Origin of the sequence: Luteibacter sp. W1I16, assembly GCF_050434905.1 — a bacterium.
Classification (GTDB): Bacteria; Pseudomonadota; Gammaproteobacteria; order Xanthomonadales; family Rhodanobacteraceae; genus Luteibacter.
This window is the reverse complement of sequence record NZ_JBNDJJ010000001.1, coordinates 548,791-564,736: the sequence shown is the minus strand read 5'-3', so window position 1 is coordinate 564,736 and position 15,946 is coordinate 548,791. Positions and strand designations below refer to the sequence as shown.

Sequence of the window (15,946 nt, the reverse complement as noted above, 5' to 3'; positions counted from 1 at the left end):
ATCAGGGGGACTTCGCGGACGGCGCGGCTTTCGATGTCGGTGGAGCGAACGGCGGCACTTCGAAATCAGGAACCGGAAGGCTGACTGCAACCGGCAGGCCCGTCGTCTCGCCCGTGGCGAGGAACCGGTACACGGCCTGCTTCGCGGCCGGGTCGTCGCGCAACTGGTAGAACGCACCGTCGTGCGAGCCACGGTGCACCAGGATGGCGTGCCCCTTCGGAAACCAGGCAATAGGCCCAGCGTGTTCTCGACCGGCGTGGAGGTATCCCAGTCTCCGTGAACGAAGACCACGGGTATGTCGGTCAGCGTGGGTTTGCGCACGTCGTCGCCCATGTCTTCCGTGGGCCATTCGTCGGCCGAAGCGATGTTCCCTTCGAAGTTCCATGTTCCCAGCAGGGGCAGGGCGGGGTCCGTGTGCAAGAGGAAGTCCCGTTCGGCGGTCACGCCCAGGCTGCTGTCCGCGAGCGGTCCGATCAGGATCCTCGGGTCGGGCTTGCGGTCCTTCGCGACCTCCCGAGCCCAGCCATCGTAATGGCCGTGGTAGAGGGAGAGGATGAAGGCTGGCCATTCCGCGCTCTCCTGCGTGTGCGACAGGAGCGCCTGCTGGAGATCCTCCGCGCCGAGCACGATGCGCCGGCTCGTGCCGTTGTCTTCCTTGAAAGTGACCGTGATCGGGCCAGCGGCGAAGCGCTCGTGCAGTGCCCGGACGGCCGCCATGAGGCCACCCGGCGGGAGGTAGGGCGCGAGCGGCGGCGCGCGGTCGGCGTCATAGGCGATGCGTTGCAGCGCGGCGAAAACGTGCGAAGGCATGTCGTATCCGTTATTCAACGGTTCCACGCTGGAGATCACCGCGCGGCTGACGGTACCTGGATACAGCCGCATCACCGCCAGCGACCATTGCGAGCCGAAGCTCCCGCCGAACAGGCTGATTTTTTCATAGCCGAGTGCACGGCGCAGGTCGTCGACGTCGGCGGCGAATGCCCCGATGTCGTAGCCGGAGAGGTCCTTGCCGGGATAGGCGGCGATGGCGGCCCTGGCATCGGCCCGCATGGCGGCGACATCGGCGCGCACGGAGGCGGGGCGGTCGTCGGCAAGGGGCTTCGATGGAATCGTCAGCATGTCGCCACGGGTGGTGTAACCGCGTTGCTCCACGATCACCAGGTCGCCCACCTGGCCGAAGGCCAGCCATGAGCGCAGCCGCGCCTTGGCCGATGCACCGGTCTCGGTAAAGGCGCCGAGAACGGTCAGCCCCGGGCCGCCGGGGAGCCAGAAGACGGGAGGGGTTCCGGGACGTGTCGACGCCGGTCCCTTGATACGGGCGAAGCCGACGCCGATGAGCCGGCTACCTGGCTTGTGCCGGTTTTCCGGTACATGGAGGGTGCCGATCTCGTACTCGACAGGCTGTCCCTTTTCGTCATGCGTGGTGTGCCGCTCCACGACGATATCGCCCGCCTTGTATTGCGCGAACGCGGACGTGGGCAGGAACAGGAAGAGCGCGACATGGAACCCGGATACCTTCCACAACGAACGCATGCATCGGTCCTTAAAAAAAACGCCGCCGTTGTGCACGGCGGCGAGGGGAGTTTGCAATGAGGGGCCCTCCCTGGCCCGGTTATTGTTGTGATGCGCAGTCGTTCTCCAGATCAGAAGTCGTAGCTTGCGGTCAGGCGCGCATAGCGGGGCGTCTGGTAATACAGGCCGGCGCCGTAGGTATTCGAAACCGTGAAGCGGTCGTCCTCGTAGACGTAGTCGTTGAGGAGCGGCTTGCGTTCGTTGGTGACGTTGAACACCTGCAGGCCGAAGGCCAGCTTGTGGTCGGCGAACGCCGGGCGGTATTCGACCGACAGATCCAATTGCTTGAACCACGGCATGCGCTGCTCGCCCGGCGCGTACAGCTTGCCGGCGCAGGAGTGGTATGACGAGCCATAGCTGATCGGGTCGTCGTCGTTCGGGCCGAAGAAGCCAAGGCAGGATTTCGGCGCACCGGAGGTGAGGCGCATCGAACCGGAAAGCAGCCATTCCGGGGTCACCTGATAGGAACCGTAAGCCTTGAACTGGTGCTTGCGGTCGTTGGCCAGCAGCCCATTGCTATGCACCATCAGCGCGGCGGCGTCCCAATCCTGCGTCTTCGAGATATCGTTCTGGCCGATGTCCGACTTCACCTGGCCTTCCGTGTTGCCATAGCTCTTGGAGAAGGTGTAATCGAAGCGGCCGAACCATTTACCATCAAACGGATGTTCCAGGTACAGGTCGAGCGAGTAGTACTTGCGCTTGGCGCCAGTGGTGAAGCCCCAGTCGTCCTTGGACATCTTCACCTCGGTGCGGCCGCTGCCATCGACGTTGGCGAGGCTGAACTCGTTCGAGCGGCCCGGATTGAAGATCACGCAACCCGGAATGGTGACGCTGTCCGGATCGACACCGGTCGCCGCCAGTTTGTCGGCGATGCGTGCCGTGTCGCACACATCGTCGATGGCGGCGCGCAACTTGCGCACCATGACCTTGGCGCCCGTGACCCATTCGGGCCCCAGTGTCTTGTCGAAGCCGAGGATGGCTTCGTCCTGGTACTGCGACTTCAGGTCGGTCGCGGTGATCGACTTCGGATCGTTCGGCTGACCGTATTCGCCATTCGACGACACCGGACCAGGACCGATCGGGCTCAGGCCTGTCGGCTCGCCGTTCGGATCGACACCTGTATAGGTGAAGTACTCGTTGGTGAAGGTGGATGACGAGGCGCCGCGGATGGCGACGCTATTGGGCAGCGCGAGATAGTAACGGCCGAGGTTGCCGTAGATCTTCAGCGAGGAATCACCGAAGACATCCCATGAAGCACCGAATCGAGGTGCCCACTGGTTGCCACTGTTGACATAGGTGCGGCCGCGGTCGTTGTAGTTCTTGAACCGGTCGTTGCGGACACCGATGGTGAACAGGAACTTGTCCGTGATCTGCCACTTGTCTTCGAGGTAGTAGGCTTTCTGATCCACCTCCATGCTCGTGGTCGTGCTGAAGATCGTGCGGCGGGTGTAGTAGCCTTCACCGCCGGTCGGGCCCACGCCTAGTCCCGGGACCAGTGGTACGGTCGGATCGGTCACGCGACCATAGGTCCAGAAATAGCCCGGCCCCGTGGTCGTGACACCTTCGTCTTGAGCGGTGTACTTCATGTTGTCGATACCGCCTGTCACGCGGTGATCACCGACCTGCCATTCCAGGTCAGCCCGGAGGCCATGGGTCTTGCTGTTCGCGCCCGGAGCGAACTTTTGCGTGGTGGCGGTGGTGTTGGTGAACGACTGCCCACCGGTGATGGAAGGGTCCTGCAGATCGGGGCGGCTGATGAAGGGGAGGCCCAGGTCGCCCGGATTACGCTGAACGTCTGTCGTCTTGCTCTTGCCGTAAGTGGCCGAGAACGTCAGGGCGTCGGTGATGTAGCTGGTGTACTTGGCGATGCCGTAGGTCGATGATGTCTTCGTGCTGTCGGGGTAGCGTCCCTGGAAGCCGAGGTGCTCACGTGTGTCGTAGTCGAAGGTGGAGTACTTGCCGCTACGCTCGTCAGCCGAGTTGATGCCGGTCAGTTCGAGGATGTTGCTGTCGTTGATGTTCCAGTCCAGCTTCGCGTAGTACTTCGGCAAATCCCACTTGTAATGGTTGGTCGCGTTGGGCGAGGTGGTGAACGCATTGGTGGTGGTGCCTTCGGTCTTTTCCGTTTCCGCGGCGACGAACAGGTACAGCTTGTCCTTGATCAGCGGACCGCCGGCATACGCGCTGACCGTGCGCGTCCATTGGTTATCGCCCGACCGGTTGCGGTAGAGCTGGCCGGCGAGCGAAGGATCGGAATACTCGTAGCCCGCAGGCAGGTTGGCGTTGGCGAAATACTGGTTGCCCAGCTGCGAACGCGCGAACTTCGGCTCCCACAGGATCTGCGCGCCGAAGTGCCATTCGTTCGTGCCGCGCTTGCCCACCTGGCTGATCACGCCGCCCTGCGAGCGGCCGTACATGGCGCTGTAACCGCCTGTGTAGATTTCCTGCTGATCGATGGCGCCGTACGGCAGGCCTACGCCACCGAGATTGCGCAGAGGGTCGGCCGTGTTGTAGCCATTGATGTAGTACGCATTCTCCGAGACACCGGAGCCGCCGAACGAGACGGTGCGCCCGAAGAAGCCCGCGCCTGGATTCACGCCCGGGGCGAGCAGGGCGATCGCTTCGGCATTGCGGCCGAGCGGCAGGCGGGCGAGTTGCTCGGAGGTGATGACCGTGCGCGAGTCGACTGCGGATACATCGATAGGAGGTAGCGCGTTCGCGGTCACGGTGACAGATTCCAGCGCCTGGGCGCTGGTGGCTGGGGCACCCGTGAAGGAGACCTCCGAACCTGCACCGACCGTCAGGCCAACGTTCTTGCGGGAATCGACCACCTGGCCGTTCTGCATCACGTTGACCGTGTAGCTGCCCAGTGGAAGGTTACCGATACGGTACCGGCCGTCGGTGCCGACCGTGACCTCTCGGGTCACACCCGTCGTACCGGATACCTGGACCGTGCTGCCGGGACTGGCCTGGCCGAAGATCGCACCCGTGGTGGCCTGGGCAAGCACGGTACCCGTGCCGCCGAGGCCGACCGCAAGGGCCAGGGCCAGTGCGGAACGACGCAGGACTTGCGCCTGCCGTGTGTCACGTGAATTCATTTACAGCTCTCCCCAGAGTTGGCCCCCCAACGGGCCAGAAGTAGCGCATCGGCGATTGCCGAAGGTCTCACCCGGAAAGCATTTCCTTTCGCTGATTCGAAACTCTTTCCGAATGGTGCGAAACGCTGGAATACGTACAAACCGCCGGGCTTGAAATCCCCGCAGCGCCCCGAACATAAAACTATCGTTCAGAAGTCGTCAATACTTACGATGTGAATAGTCGTACGCAATTGCGGAAGTAGCGATATGAACGATCTAAATACCTGAAACTAAGAGATAATTCACGTAAGTTTCACGTCGCAAGTTACTGCTTTCATTCAGCGCGCCTATCGCAAGTAATTGTCTTTCCGGACGGCATGCCTGGCACTCCGGGTGGAAATCAGCTTCCCGTCTTGCTATTAGGCGCATCGACTGGCTTGGATTGCGGGGAGTCTTTCTGGCGGAGAAAGATAGACAGCACGACGAGGGAGAACACGGCGAGGAATTCGCTTTGCCAGTTCTGGAACGATTCGAACCAGAACGACGGATCGGCGATATAGGAAGCCAGCCCTTCGGGGGCCTGGTGGTGTGCCACCGCTTCGGCGATGGACTTTCGCCAACTGCCGAACAGGTGGCCGGTGAAACTCAGGACGAACAAGCACAGGAAGGCAATGGAAAGTGAATTGGCGTAAAGCCAGCGGATGACGCCGCCGCGGCGCCAGGCCCGGGGCTGCAAGTGTTCGGGAGTCGGCTCGCCTTGCTCTTCCTGCTCATCCATGGGGCGTGATTCGGCAGACCCTTTCTGGCGCAGCCATACGGTCAGCAGCACGTACAAGCCCATTTGAAGGAACTCGGATTCCCAGTTCTCGCAGGTGGCCGACCAGAAGTCTCCGCTGATCAGATACGCACCCAGGCCGATACCGGGAAGACCATGCTCGCCGAGTTCCTGGTTATGTGCCGCATGGCCCGTGATGGCTTGGGCCGTCCATGCCGCCAGCATCATCAGGGCGACGACGATGCTCAACCCGTTGCGTTTGAAGAACGAATCCTTCATGGCCATGCTCCGGAGAAATGACCGAAGCATTCGGCGGGCGATGTGAAGAAGGGGTAGCCGGCGCGGCTGGCCGACCGATTGGACGGCTAAATGAAGACTGAACGACTCCTCTTGAAACGGCCCATGGCGGCCTTAGTTACGGCTCGCTGGCCGCTTCGGGACCAGCCTGTCCACTCCGGTTGGAATGGACCAGAGAACCCATCCATGTTGCTTATGCAGAGGATATGGCTATGCGTACTCTTCTCGATTATTCCCCGCTCATGCGCTCGAGCATCGGCTTCGATCGCGTGTTTGAACTGCTTGAATCCGCTTCCCGCTCGCAGCAGGGAGACAACTATCCGCCGTTCGATTCCGTCAAGCTCGATGAGGATTCCTATCGCATCACCATGGCGGTGGCTGGCTTCACGGAAGATGAGCTGAATATCTCGACCCAGTCGAACATGTTGATCGTCAGCGGCGAGCATAAGGCCGAGCCGGAAGGTGAATACCTGCATCGCGGTATCGCCACCCGGGCCTTCAACCGGCGTTTCGAACTGGCGGAGCATGTGCACGTGACGGGCGCCCGCCTGGCCAACGGCCTGCTCTCGATCGATCTCAAGCGCGAGATTCCCGAGGCCATGAAGCCTCGCCGGATCGAGATCAATCGCGGTACGGAAACCGTTCGTCAGTTGCATAACGAAGCCGCCTGATATCACCGCCGGTATCGCCCGGCGCCAACCACCCCAAAAGACGGAACCCGCGGCAGGGAGGCCGCGGGTTTTTCTTCGTCCACATATTTGAGATTCGCCCGGCGTACCGTCCGGCTCATGACGACGGTCCAGTGGATCCAGATGGGTGAGCGGCAGTATGCAGTCCTGAGTGGCACGGACCGTCCGTTCGCGCGTGTGTATCCGAAGGAGGGCCGGTGGGTGGTGCAGTTTCGCTATGGGCCCCGTCGCGGCTGCGACACGCCGGTTCGTGGCGTGGGCCTGATGAAGCGCATGGTGACGCGATGGGCGGAAGCCAACGTCGAGCGATTGCGGGGAATGGTTCCGCCCAAGGCGAAGCCGTTCGATCCGCCTGACAGGCTGGAGCGCTATTTCTACGATGCGGTATGGCCGGGGTATGTACCGGCCTCGCGTGTGGGTCGGACGATACGGGTCCCAGCGTGGCGGACGGATCGGCTGGTGTAGAAGGCCTTGTTCGTCACGCTGCTATGGAACCTTCCGTAGCGGGCTAGGTCGAAGCGATATCGACTGGGGGAGCCAAAGGAAGGCAGGGCGTGAAGGTAGAAGAGTTGGATCCCGGCGGTATACGCGAACCTGCGCTCCGAGTCGCGGCGATGGTCGCGGCGATCGGTCTCCATCTTGGCTTGTTGATGTTTTTGCTTCGCCCTGGAGTAGATGGACTGGGTAGGTCGTCGGTAGTGGAAAGCGACACGGCCGTTCTCCACCTCCGATTCGTACCTCCGCCGGTACCACATCCCATGCATGCCATTAGGTCGAAGCACTTCGTGGTTAAGCGGCTGGCTGGAGGCCCACCTGCCGTGGTACCTGTGCCTTCCCAGAAAATCCACCACGAGCCAGCGCCGGGTTCTGACGAGCCAGCCGTTGGCGCGGACACCACGAATGCATCCGCAGTCCCCAGTTCGCCCTCATCCGTGACGGCGACCACCGGCAACGAGGCAACCTCCGGTGATGGAGGATTCCAAGAGCGACTGAGGAACGCACAAAGTTCGACCCGTATCCGTGGAGTGCCCGGATCTGATATACGCGTTGCGCCCGGCATTCGGCTGATCGATCCGATGAATCAAGGCGTCGGTGCGTTGATGCGAAACGCGCAACGGCTTTTCGGGGTTGCCAATCGGCATTGCATCGATGTCGAGATCTGGCGGAGTCTCAGTCCTGAAGAGCGGATCGTCCGGCACATCTCATCCAGTGACGTGGCGAAGATCGACGAAGAATACAAGTGCGACAAACCACCAGGGCTGAGCTTCTGATCGTTTGTCGCTCTGCGTCCTGTGGCCCTTGGCGAACACGAAGAGCGCCGGGGCGCTCGTCGCAAAAGGAGGCAAGGTGATTACCAGGGTTCGGCACCGTCGGAGTTGAAGAACCCGCCGGTCGGGCCGTCGTCCGGGAGCAGCGCGAGGCGGATGGCCTCGGCGGCGCCCTCGGGAATCGTCTGGTGGCCACTATGACCGTTCAGATCGGTGGCCGTGTAGCCGGGGTCAGCGGCATTCACCTTGATTCCATGATCCTTCAACTCTGCCGCGAGAAGCACGGTGAACATGTTCAGGGCGGCCTTCGAGCCGTTGTAGCCCAGCAATTTCACCGCGGCGTAATCCCAGTCCGGGTCGTTGTTGAAGGTGATCGAGCCCAAGCCGCTCGAGACGTTGACGATGCGGCCGGAAGTGGACTTCTTCAGCAGCGGCAACAAGGCTTGCGTGACGGCGACGGTACCGAAGAAGTTCGTTTCGAAAATCTGGCGCACCACATGCAGATCGACCGTTCCGGGAAGGCCATCGTTCTGCAGCGCGATGGCCGCATTGTTCACCAGGACGTCGAGACGGCCTTCGTGGGCCCCGATGTCGGCAGCCGCGGCCGCAAGTGACCCGGGATCTGTGAGATCGATGGCCACGACGCGGACATCGACACCCTCGGCCTGAAGTGTCTTCGCCGCTTCCCGGCCGCGCGTTTCGTCGCGGGCGCCGAGCAGAACGCGGTGGCCTGCCTTGCCGAGCTGGCGGGCGACTTCGAGGCCTATGCCCTTGTTGGCACCGGTGACGAGGGAGATGCGGCGATCAGAGTTACTCATGGCGTTTTTCCTGGTGGAGTAGTGGTGGTTGGCGCTATGAGTTAATTTATGAATCATCCTTCGGTTTTTACATTCGCATATGACCGTCGTGCCTTCCGATTCCCTGAAGCCCCGTAAATCGCCACGCCAGGCCCGTTCGACGGTGACCGTGGCGGCCATTTTCGAGGCGACGTTTCAGGTTTTGCTCTCCGAGGGCATCGCCCGGCTCACGACAACGCGCGTGGCGCAGAGGGCCGGGGTCTCCGTGGGCACGATGTACCAGTACTTCCCGCACAAGCAGGCCTTGCTGTATGCGGTGCTCGACCAGTACCTGGGAGACGTGGTGATCGCCATCGAGGCGGCGTGCGAGCAGTACGAGGGAGCATCCCTGCGAGAGATGTCGGACGGCCTGTGCCGTGCGTACCTCGACGCGAAGCTGCGCCATCTCCCCGGATCGCGCGCGCTATATGTGGTCGCTGCCGAACTGGATACCGCCGATCTGGTCGCCGACGTGGTCCGCAGGACCGATCAGGCTATTACGCGCGTATTGATGACCGCATCGGACGCCGTGTTCGGCGACGTCGAGACAGTGACGTTCGCATTGCGTTCGATGCTTGTCGGCACGGTGCAGGCCGTGCTGGAGAAAGATGGTTCGCCCGAGTCCCTCGCGATACTGCGAGCGCAATTGCCCGTGATGTCACGTGCTTATTTGTTGGAAGCGTCGCGGAGCAGGCCGAACGCCAGGGGCGAGCCGGCCGTCTAGCGTTTTACCCGGCGGTCAATGGCTGTCCCGCGGAAGCCCCATCGTCTGTGCGATCTGCTGATATTTCTCCGCACCTTCGAGAATGGCGCCGGTTTCCATCTGCCCGACGACGGCGCGTTGAATCTCCTGCCATGGCGTTTGCGAGGCCAGGTAGCGGTAGCCGCCCGACTCGGCCAGTGCGCGGCGACGTTCGGCCAGTTCCTCGTCGCTGATCAGCACGTTGGCCGTGCCCTTGGCGAGATCGATGCGGACGCGGTCGCCGGTCCGGATCAATGCCAGTCCGCCCATCACCGCGGCCTCGGGGCTGGCGTTGAGAATGGAGGGCGATCCCGAGGTGCCCGACTGGCGTCCGTCGCCGATGCACGGTAGCGCGTGAACGCCTTCGCGGATGAGGTACGCGGGCGGCCGCATGTTCACCACTTCCGCGGAGCCTGGATAACCCACGGGGCCCGCGCCGCGCATGAAGAGTAATGTGTCGGTGGTGATGCCGAGGTCGGGGTCGTCGATGCGATGGTGATAATCCTCCGGGCCATCGAAGACGACGGCCGGGCCTTCGAAGGCGTCGGGATCTTCCGGGCGGCTGAGGTAGCGCGCGCGAAACTCCGGGCTGATGACGCTGGTCTTCATGATGGCGCTATCGAACAGGTTGCCACGCAATACGATGAAACCCGCGTCTTCCTTCAGCGGATTGGCGAACGGGCGAATCACGCGTTCGTCCTCGATGGTCGCGCCGCGGCAGTTCTCGCCGATGGACTTGCCGTTGGCCGTCATCGCGTTTTCATGGATCAGGCCCTGCCTTAGCAGTTCGCCCACCACCGCCGGTACGCCGCCGGCGTGATAGAAATCTTCGCCGAGGTACTCTCCCGCCGGTTGCAGGTTGACCATCAGCGGCACCTTGTGGCCGTGCGTCTGCCAGTCGTCGATGCTGAGTTCCACGCCCATATGACGCGCGATGGCCGCGAGGTGGATGGGGGCGTTGGTCGATCCGCCGATCGCCGAGTTGACGACGATGGCGTTGAGGAATGCTTCGCGAGTGAGGATGTCGGAAGGCTTGAGGTCTTCGGCGACCATTTCCACGATGCGCTTGCCGGTGAAGTAGGCGACTTCCTGCCGGTCGCGGTAAGGTGCGGGGATCGCCGCGGCACCCGGCAACTGCATGCCGAGGGCTTCGGCCAGGCTGTTCATCGTCGTCGCCGTTCCCATCGTGTTGCAGTAGCCGGTCGATGGTGCCGACGAGGCGACGAGCTTGATGAAACCTTCTTCGTCGATGGCGCCCGTGGCCAACAGTTCACGCGCCTTCCAGACGATCGTTCCCGAACCCGTACGCTCGCCCTTGTGCCAACCATTGAGCATGGGGCCGACCGATAGCGCGATCGCGGGGATGTTCACCGTGGCGGCCGCCATCAGGCATGCCGGCGTGGTCTTGTCGCAACCGATGGTCAACACCACGCCATCGATAGGGTAGCCATGCAGCACCTCGACCAGAGAGAGGTAGGCGAGGTTGCGATCGAGACCGGCAGTGGGCCGCTTTCCGGTTTCCTGGATCGGATGCACTGGAAATTCCAGCGCGATGCCGCCCGCTTCACGAATACCCTCGCGCACGCGTTCGGCCAGCACGACGTGGTGGCGGTTGCACGGGGAAAGGTCGCTGCCCGTCTGCGCGATGCCTATGATTGGCTTGCCCGAACGCAATTCTTCGAGCGACAGGCCGAAGTTGAGATACCGCTCCAGGTACAGCGCGGTCATGTCGATGTTCTCGGGATTGTCGAACCAGGCGCGCGAACGGAGCGGGGAGGCGGTCTTGATCATGGCGAGCGGAAGGTCTCCGGGGACAGGCAGGGAACGGCTCAGCGTTACGAGATACAGTCGAGCGCCGGTCGTTGACGCGCGATCCATGCGCCGATAGGCTATTACTCAGACAAGATAATCGATGAGAGGCGCGGCGGTAAAGGCGTTTCGGAAAGACGGGCAACTTCCAGCACTCAACCGAAAGGTATCCATAGTGAACGCACGCAACCTGTATACCGGCCTCGCAGCCGTGGGCCTGGCACTTTCGCTCGCGGCCTGTTCCGGCGGGCGCGGCAACGGCGACACCGCCGCTTCGTCATCGGACAACAAGGGCGCCCTGGTCGGCGTCGCCATGCCTACCAAGGTCTCCGAGCGCTGGATCAAGGACGGCAACGCCGTCAAGGAAGATCTGGAGAAGCTCGGCTACAAGGTCGATCTCGAATACGCGGACAACAAGATCCCGCAGCAGGTGCTCCAGGTCAGCAACATGATCACCAAGGGCGCCAAGGTGCTGGTCATCGCATCGATCGACGGCGGTTCGCTCAGCGATCAGCTCGATGCCGCGGCAAAGGCGGGCATCAAGGTGATTTCCTACGATCGTCTGCTCACCGGAAGCAAGAACGTCGATTACTACGTGTCGTTCGACAATTACAAGGTCGGCGTCGACCAGGCCAACAGCCTGCTCACCGGTCTCGGCTTCCTCGACGCGAACGGCAAGAAGACCGACAAGAAGGGCCCGCTGAATGTCGAGCTGTTCGCGGGTAGCCCGGACGACAATAACGCCACGTTCTTCTACAACGGCGCGATGGACACGCTCAAGCCCTACATCGACGACGGTTCCATCGTCATCAAGAGCGGCCAGACCGGCTTCACCCAGGTAGCCACCCTGCAGTGGGATCCGGCGACGGCGAAGGCCCGCATGCAGAACCTCGTCGCCAAGTCCTATTCCGACGGCGCCAACGTCGATGGCGTGCTTTCGCCGTACGACGGCATGTCGATCGGCATCATCTCCGCCTTGCAGGGAGCGGGCTACGGCGGCGCCGCGAAACCGCTGCCGGTCATCACCGGGCAGGATGCGGAAGCGGCGTCGGTGAAGTCGATCATCGCGGGCCAGCAGTACTCCACGATCTACAAGGACACGCGCAAGCTCGCCGACCAGGCGGCCGTGATGGCCAACGACCTGCTGACCGGCAAGAAGCCGGAGACGAACGACGACAAGACCTACAACAACAAGGTCGTGGTGGTTCCGACGTACCTGTTCCAGCCGACCGTGGTCACCAAGGCGAACTACAAGGAAGTGCTCGTCGATAGTGGTTACTACACGCCGGCGCAGCTGCAGTAAGTCGCGCTGGAGTGCACGTGACCGATCATATTCTCGAGATGCGAGGCATCACGAAGACGTTTCCCGGTGTGAAGGCGTTGCAGGATGTTTCGCTCGGCGTGAAGCGTGGCCACGTCCACGCCATTTGCGGCGAGAACGGTGCTGGCAAGTCGACACTCATGAAGGTGCTCAGCGGGGTCTACCCCGCTGGTACCTTCGACGGACAGATCGTTTTCGAAGGCAAGCCGGTGGACTTCAGGAGCATCAACGACTCCGAAGCCGCCGGTATCGTGATCATCCACCAGGAGCTCGCGCTCAGTCCGTACCTCTCCATCGCCGAGAACATCTTCCTCGGCAACGAGCAGCAAACGCGTGGGTGGATCGATTGGAACAAGACCAACCTGGAAGCGGCGAAGCTGCTCGAACGGGTGGGGCTGAAGAACAACCCGGTCACCAGGATCACCGACCTCGGCGTCGGCCAGCAGCAGCTGGTGGAAATCGCGAAGGCGCTGTCCAAGCGGGTGAAGCTGCTCATTCTCGACGAGCCCACCGCGGCGCTGAACGATGCCGACTCGGCGCACTTGCTCGGCTTGATCAAGCAACTCCAGGGCCAGGGCATCACCTCGATCATCATCAGCCACAAGCTCAACGAGATCGAAGCCATCGCCGACGAGGTGACGATCATCCGCGATGGCCGGACGATCGAGACCCTCGACATGCGCGCGGATCATGTATCCGAGGAGCGGATCATCAAGGGCATGGTCGGCCGCGAGCTGGAAAGCCGGTACCCGGAACACACGCCGAATATTGGTGAGGAGTTGCTGCGTATCGAAAACTGGAATGTCTTCCATCCCATCGACGTCACCCGGCAGATCATTCACGACGCCAGCATCCGCGTGCGCGCCGGTGAAATCGTCGGCATCGCGGGTTTGATGGGCGCCGGTCGAACCGAGTTCGCGATGAGCGTGTTCGGCAAGAGCTACGGCGTGAAGATCAGTGGCAAGGTCTTCAAACGCGGAGCCGAGATCGACATGAGCACCGTGCCGAAGGCAATCAGGAACGGCGTGGCTTACGCCACCGAAGATCGCAAGCGCTACGGGTTGAACCTTATCGACGACATCACCCGCAATACATCCGGATCGGCGCTGGGCAAACTGGCCGGCCTGTTCGGTTTCGTCGATGGACATAAGGAAGCGACCGTAGCCGGGGAGTACCTGAAGTCCCTCAAGATCAAGGCGCCCGGCGTGTCTTCCATCACCGGGAAACTCTCGGGCGGTAACCAGCAAAAAGTCGTGCTTTCCAAGTGGATGTACGCCGATCCCGATGTGTTGATCCTGGATGAGCCGACCCGCGGCATCGACGTGGGCGCCAAGTACGAGATCTACGCGATCATCAACCGGCTCGCGGACGAGGGCAAAGGCATCATCATGATTTCGTCGGAACTCCCGGAACTCCTGGGCGTCTGCGATCGTATCTATACCCTCGCCGAGGGACGTATCACGGCGGATATCCCGCGATCGGAAGCGACCGCCGAGATCCTCATGCAGCACATGACCAGAGAACGGGAGCGGGGCGCCAGTGACAACCTCCAATGAATCGACGCCACCGGCCAGCGCCACGACATCCGCGCTGAAGTACCTCGCGGGACAGCTTCGCCAGGTCGGCCTGTTCAGCGCGCTGATCGTGATCGTGCTGTTCTTCCAGTTCGCTACCGGTGGCATCACGCTCCGGCCGATCAACGTGTCGAACCTGGTCATCCAGAACAGCTACATCCTGATCCTGGCGATCGGCATGGTGATGGTGATCATCGCCGGGCATATCGACCTGTCGGTCGGCTCGCTCGTGGCTTTCGTGGGGGCGATGGCCGGCGTCATGATCACGCAGTGGCATATCCCCTGGCCGGCGGCGATCGTGCTTTGCCTGGTCATCGGCGGCGTCGTCGGCGCATGGCAGGGCTTCTGGATCGCCTATTTCAGGATTCCCGCGTTCATCGTCACCTTGGCGGGCATGTTGCTGTTCCGCGGCGCCGCGCAGATCGCGCTGCAGAACCAGCAGATTTCGCCGTTCCCCGAGGCGTTCCGCCGCATGGGTTCCGGTTTCCTTCCGGCTTTCGGCACCAGTGGCTACGAGCCACTCACGCTCATCCTCGGCGGCCTGGCGGCCATCGTGCTGCTCTATGGATCGTTGCGCCAGCGAATGGTGCGGCACACCTATGGCCTGGAGACCGAGCCGCTCTGGTACTTCATCCTCAAGCTGGCGTTCTCGGTCTTCCTGATCGGTTGCATGGCCTTCCTGCTGGCCAGCTACAACGGCACGCCCATCGTGCTGGTGATCCTCGGCGTGCTGATCGTGGCGTATGCGGCGATCATGGCGCGGTCGGTCTTCGGTCGCCATGTCTACGCGATAGGCGGCAACCTGCATGCCGCGGCGCTTTCGGGCGTGAAGACCAAGCGCGTGACCTTCCTGTTGTTCGTGAACATGGGCGTGATCTCCGCGCTTGCCGGCCTGGTGTTCACCGCGCAGCTGAACCTGGCGAGCCCGAGTGCCGGTACGGGCTTCGAGCTCGACGCGATCGCCGCCGTGTTCATCGGTGGGGCCGCCGTGACCGGAGGCATCGGCACCGTCACCGGCGCGATCATCGGTGGCCTCATCATCGGCCTGCTCAACAACGGCATGTCGATCCTTGGCGTCGGCACGGAATACCAGTCGCTGATCAAGGGCCTGGTGCTGTTGGCTGCCGTCGCGTTCGACGTCTACAACAAGCGGCGCGTCGGCGGCCGCTGAGCCCCGCGCGTCACCGGCGGACGATGCGGCTCAGGGTTCCATCGCCTGCCGCGTGTCTTCCAGCGCCAGTTCGACCAGAACGCGCATCGCCTCGCTGGCGGCGGCAGGATCGCGGTCGGCGATGGCGACGAGCACCCGGCGATGATCGGGGATCGGATTGCGGGGCAGGGTGCGCTGGCGTTGCTTGAACTGGGTCGTCCAGTTGACGGCCGCGCAGATGCTCGCATTCAACACGATGAGCGCGTCGTTGCGCGTGGCATGCAGGATCGCGCTATGGAAATCGCGGTCGGCCGTGCGGCCGGCCTCGGTGGCGAGGGTGTGGCGGGTCATGCGGGCAAGGGCGTCACGCATGACCTTCAGGGCGTCGTCGTCGCGCCGTTCCGCGGCCAATGCGGCGGCGGCGGGCTCCACGATGGCGCGAAGTTCGAAAAGGCTGCGGATGAAGCCGATGTCCGGTTGACCCGAGAACGCCCAACCCAGCACCTCGGGATCGAGCAGGTTCCAGCGGCTGCGCGGCAAGACGCGCGTGCCCGCCTTCGGCCGGCTTTCGACCAGACCCTTGGCGGCCAGCGCCTGGATCGCTTCGCGGTAGGCGGTTCGCGAGACGTCCAGTTGCTCGGAGAAAACCACTTCACCGGAAAGCACGTCGCCGGGGCGGTACTCACCGGAGAGGATCGCGGCGCCCAGCTTGTTCGCGATCGCGCCGTACAGGCGTCGACCGGTACTGCGTGCTTCGCGCTCGCGTTCGATCGGTGCCGCTGGCGGCTTCGTCTTGCTCACGTGCTCATCCCTTCCTGATCGCCCACCGCGTGGCA

The 15,946-nt window shown here is 62.6% G+C and carries 13 protein-coding genes and 1 pseudogene; 7 read left to right on the top strand and 7 right to left on the bottom strand.

Features of this window, described 5'->3' with window-relative positions; all coding sequences use genetic code 11:
- Position 1 precedes the first annotated feature (1 nt).
- Both QFZ41_RS02505 and QFZ41_RS02500 read right to left on the bottom strand, forming a co-directional pair.
- On the bottom strand, positions 2-199 hold the full coding sequence (locus QFZ41_RS02505) for a hypothetical protein (RefSeq protein ID WP_429200299.1): 198 nt from the start codon (positions 197-199) through the stop codon (positions 2-4).
- Between the two features lie 671 nt (positions 200-870).
- Positions 871-1,050 (bottom strand): annotated as a pseudogene (locus QFZ41_RS02500) (alpha/beta fold hydrolase); the annotation flags it as partial.
- A gap of 321 nt (positions 1,051-1,371) precedes the next feature.
- On the opposite strand from QFZ41_RS02500, the gene QFZ41_RS02495 reads away from it, so the two are divergent.
- Positions 1,372-1,593 (top strand): hypothetical protein, encoded by a 222-nt coding sequence (locus QFZ41_RS02495; RefSeq protein WP_429200297.1) that lies wholly within the window; start codon positions 1,372-1,374, stop codon positions 1,591-1,593.
- Positions 1,594-1,643: 50 nt separating this feature from the next.
- Here QFZ41_RS02495 and QFZ41_RS02490 read toward each other — a convergent pair whose 3' ends face one another.
- Positions 1,644-4,670, bottom strand: coding sequence for a TonB-dependent receptor (locus QFZ41_RS02490; protein WP_429197308.1), 3,027 nt, complete (start codon positions 4,668-4,670; stop codon positions 1,644-1,646).
- 379 nt (positions 4,671-5,049) lie between these two features.
- Complete coding sequence (locus QFZ41_RS02485) at positions 5,050-5,703, bottom strand: DUF6766 family protein (protein ID WP_429197307.1); 654 nt, start codon at positions 5,701-5,703, stop codon at positions 5,050-5,052.
- 230 nt (positions 5,704-5,933) lie between these two features.
- Between QFZ41_RS02485 and QFZ41_RS02480 the strand changes: the two genes are divergently transcribed.
- Both QFZ41_RS02480 and QFZ41_RS02475 read left to right on the top strand, forming a co-directional pair.
- On the top strand, positions 5,934-6,392 hold the full coding sequence (locus QFZ41_RS02480) for an Hsp20 family protein (protein ID WP_429197306.1): 459 nt from the start codon (positions 5,934-5,936) through the stop codon (positions 6,390-6,392).
- A gap of 950 nt (positions 6,393-7,342) precedes the next feature.
- Positions 7,343-7,681, top strand: a complete 339-nt coding sequence (locus tag QFZ41_RS02475) for a hypothetical protein (protein ID WP_429197305.1) — start codon at positions 7,343-7,345, stop codon at positions 7,679-7,681.
- A gap of 80 nt (positions 7,682-7,761) precedes the next feature.
- On the opposite strand, the gene QFZ41_RS02470 is transcribed toward QFZ41_RS02475, so the two are convergent.
- The gene (locus tag QFZ41_RS02470) at positions 7,762-8,496 is read right to left on the bottom strand and encodes an SDR family oxidoreductase (RefSeq protein ID WP_429197304.1); all 735 of its coding nucleotides are present in this window, start codon (positions 8,494-8,496) and stop codon (positions 7,762-7,764) included.
- Between the two features lie 88 nt (positions 8,497-8,584).
- On the opposite strand from QFZ41_RS02470, the gene QFZ41_RS02465 reads away from it, so the two are divergent.
- Positions 8,585-9,238, top strand: a complete 654-nt coding sequence (locus QFZ41_RS02465) for a TetR/AcrR family transcriptional regulator (RefSeq protein ID WP_429197303.1) — start codon at positions 8,585-8,587, stop codon at positions 9,236-9,238.
- Positions 9,239-9,253: 15 nt separating this feature from the next.
- Here the strand turns inward: QFZ41_RS02465 and QFZ41_RS02460 are convergent, their stop codons facing one another.
- Positions 9,254-11,047, bottom strand: coding sequence for an IlvD/Edd family dehydratase (locus QFZ41_RS02460; protein WP_429197302.1), 1,794 nt, complete (start codon positions 11,045-11,047; stop codon positions 9,254-9,256).
- A 193-nt stretch (positions 11,048-11,240) separates the two neighbouring features.
- Between QFZ41_RS02460 and chvE the strand changes: the two genes are divergently transcribed.
- Genes chvE through mmsB form a run of 3 tightly spaced genes read left to right on the top strand, consistent with a single transcriptional unit; the run spans position 11,241 to position 15,131 of the window.
- On the top strand, positions 11,241-12,368 hold the full coding sequence (gene chvE, locus QFZ41_RS02455; RefSeq protein WP_429197301.1) for a multiple monosaccharide ABC transporter substrate-binding protein: 1,128 nt from the start codon (positions 11,241-11,243) through the stop codon (positions 12,366-12,368).
- A 17-nt stretch (positions 12,369-12,385) separates the two neighbouring features.
- Positions 12,386-13,942, top strand: a complete 1,557-nt coding sequence (gene mmsA, locus QFZ41_RS02450) for a multiple monosaccharide ABC transporter ATP-binding protein (protein WP_429197300.1) — start codon at positions 12,386-12,388, stop codon at positions 13,940-13,942.
- Positions 13,926-15,131 carry a multiple monosaccharide ABC transporter permease gene (gene mmsB, locus QFZ41_RS02445; protein WP_429197299.1) on the top strand — a complete coding sequence of 402 codons (1,206 nt, stop codon included), beginning with the start codon at positions 13,926-13,928 and terminating at the stop codon, positions 15,129-15,131. Before mmsA ends, mmsB begins: the two co-directional genes overlap by 17 nt.
- Before the next feature lie 30 nt (positions 15,132-15,161).
- Here the strand turns inward: mmsB and QFZ41_RS02440 are convergent, their stop codons facing one another.
- A complete protein-coding gene (locus tag QFZ41_RS02440; protein WP_429197298.1) occupies positions 15,162-15,911 on the bottom strand; it encodes a FadR/GntR family transcriptional regulator in 750 nt (249 codons plus the stop codon).
- Positions 15,912-15,946 lie beyond the last annotated feature (35 nt).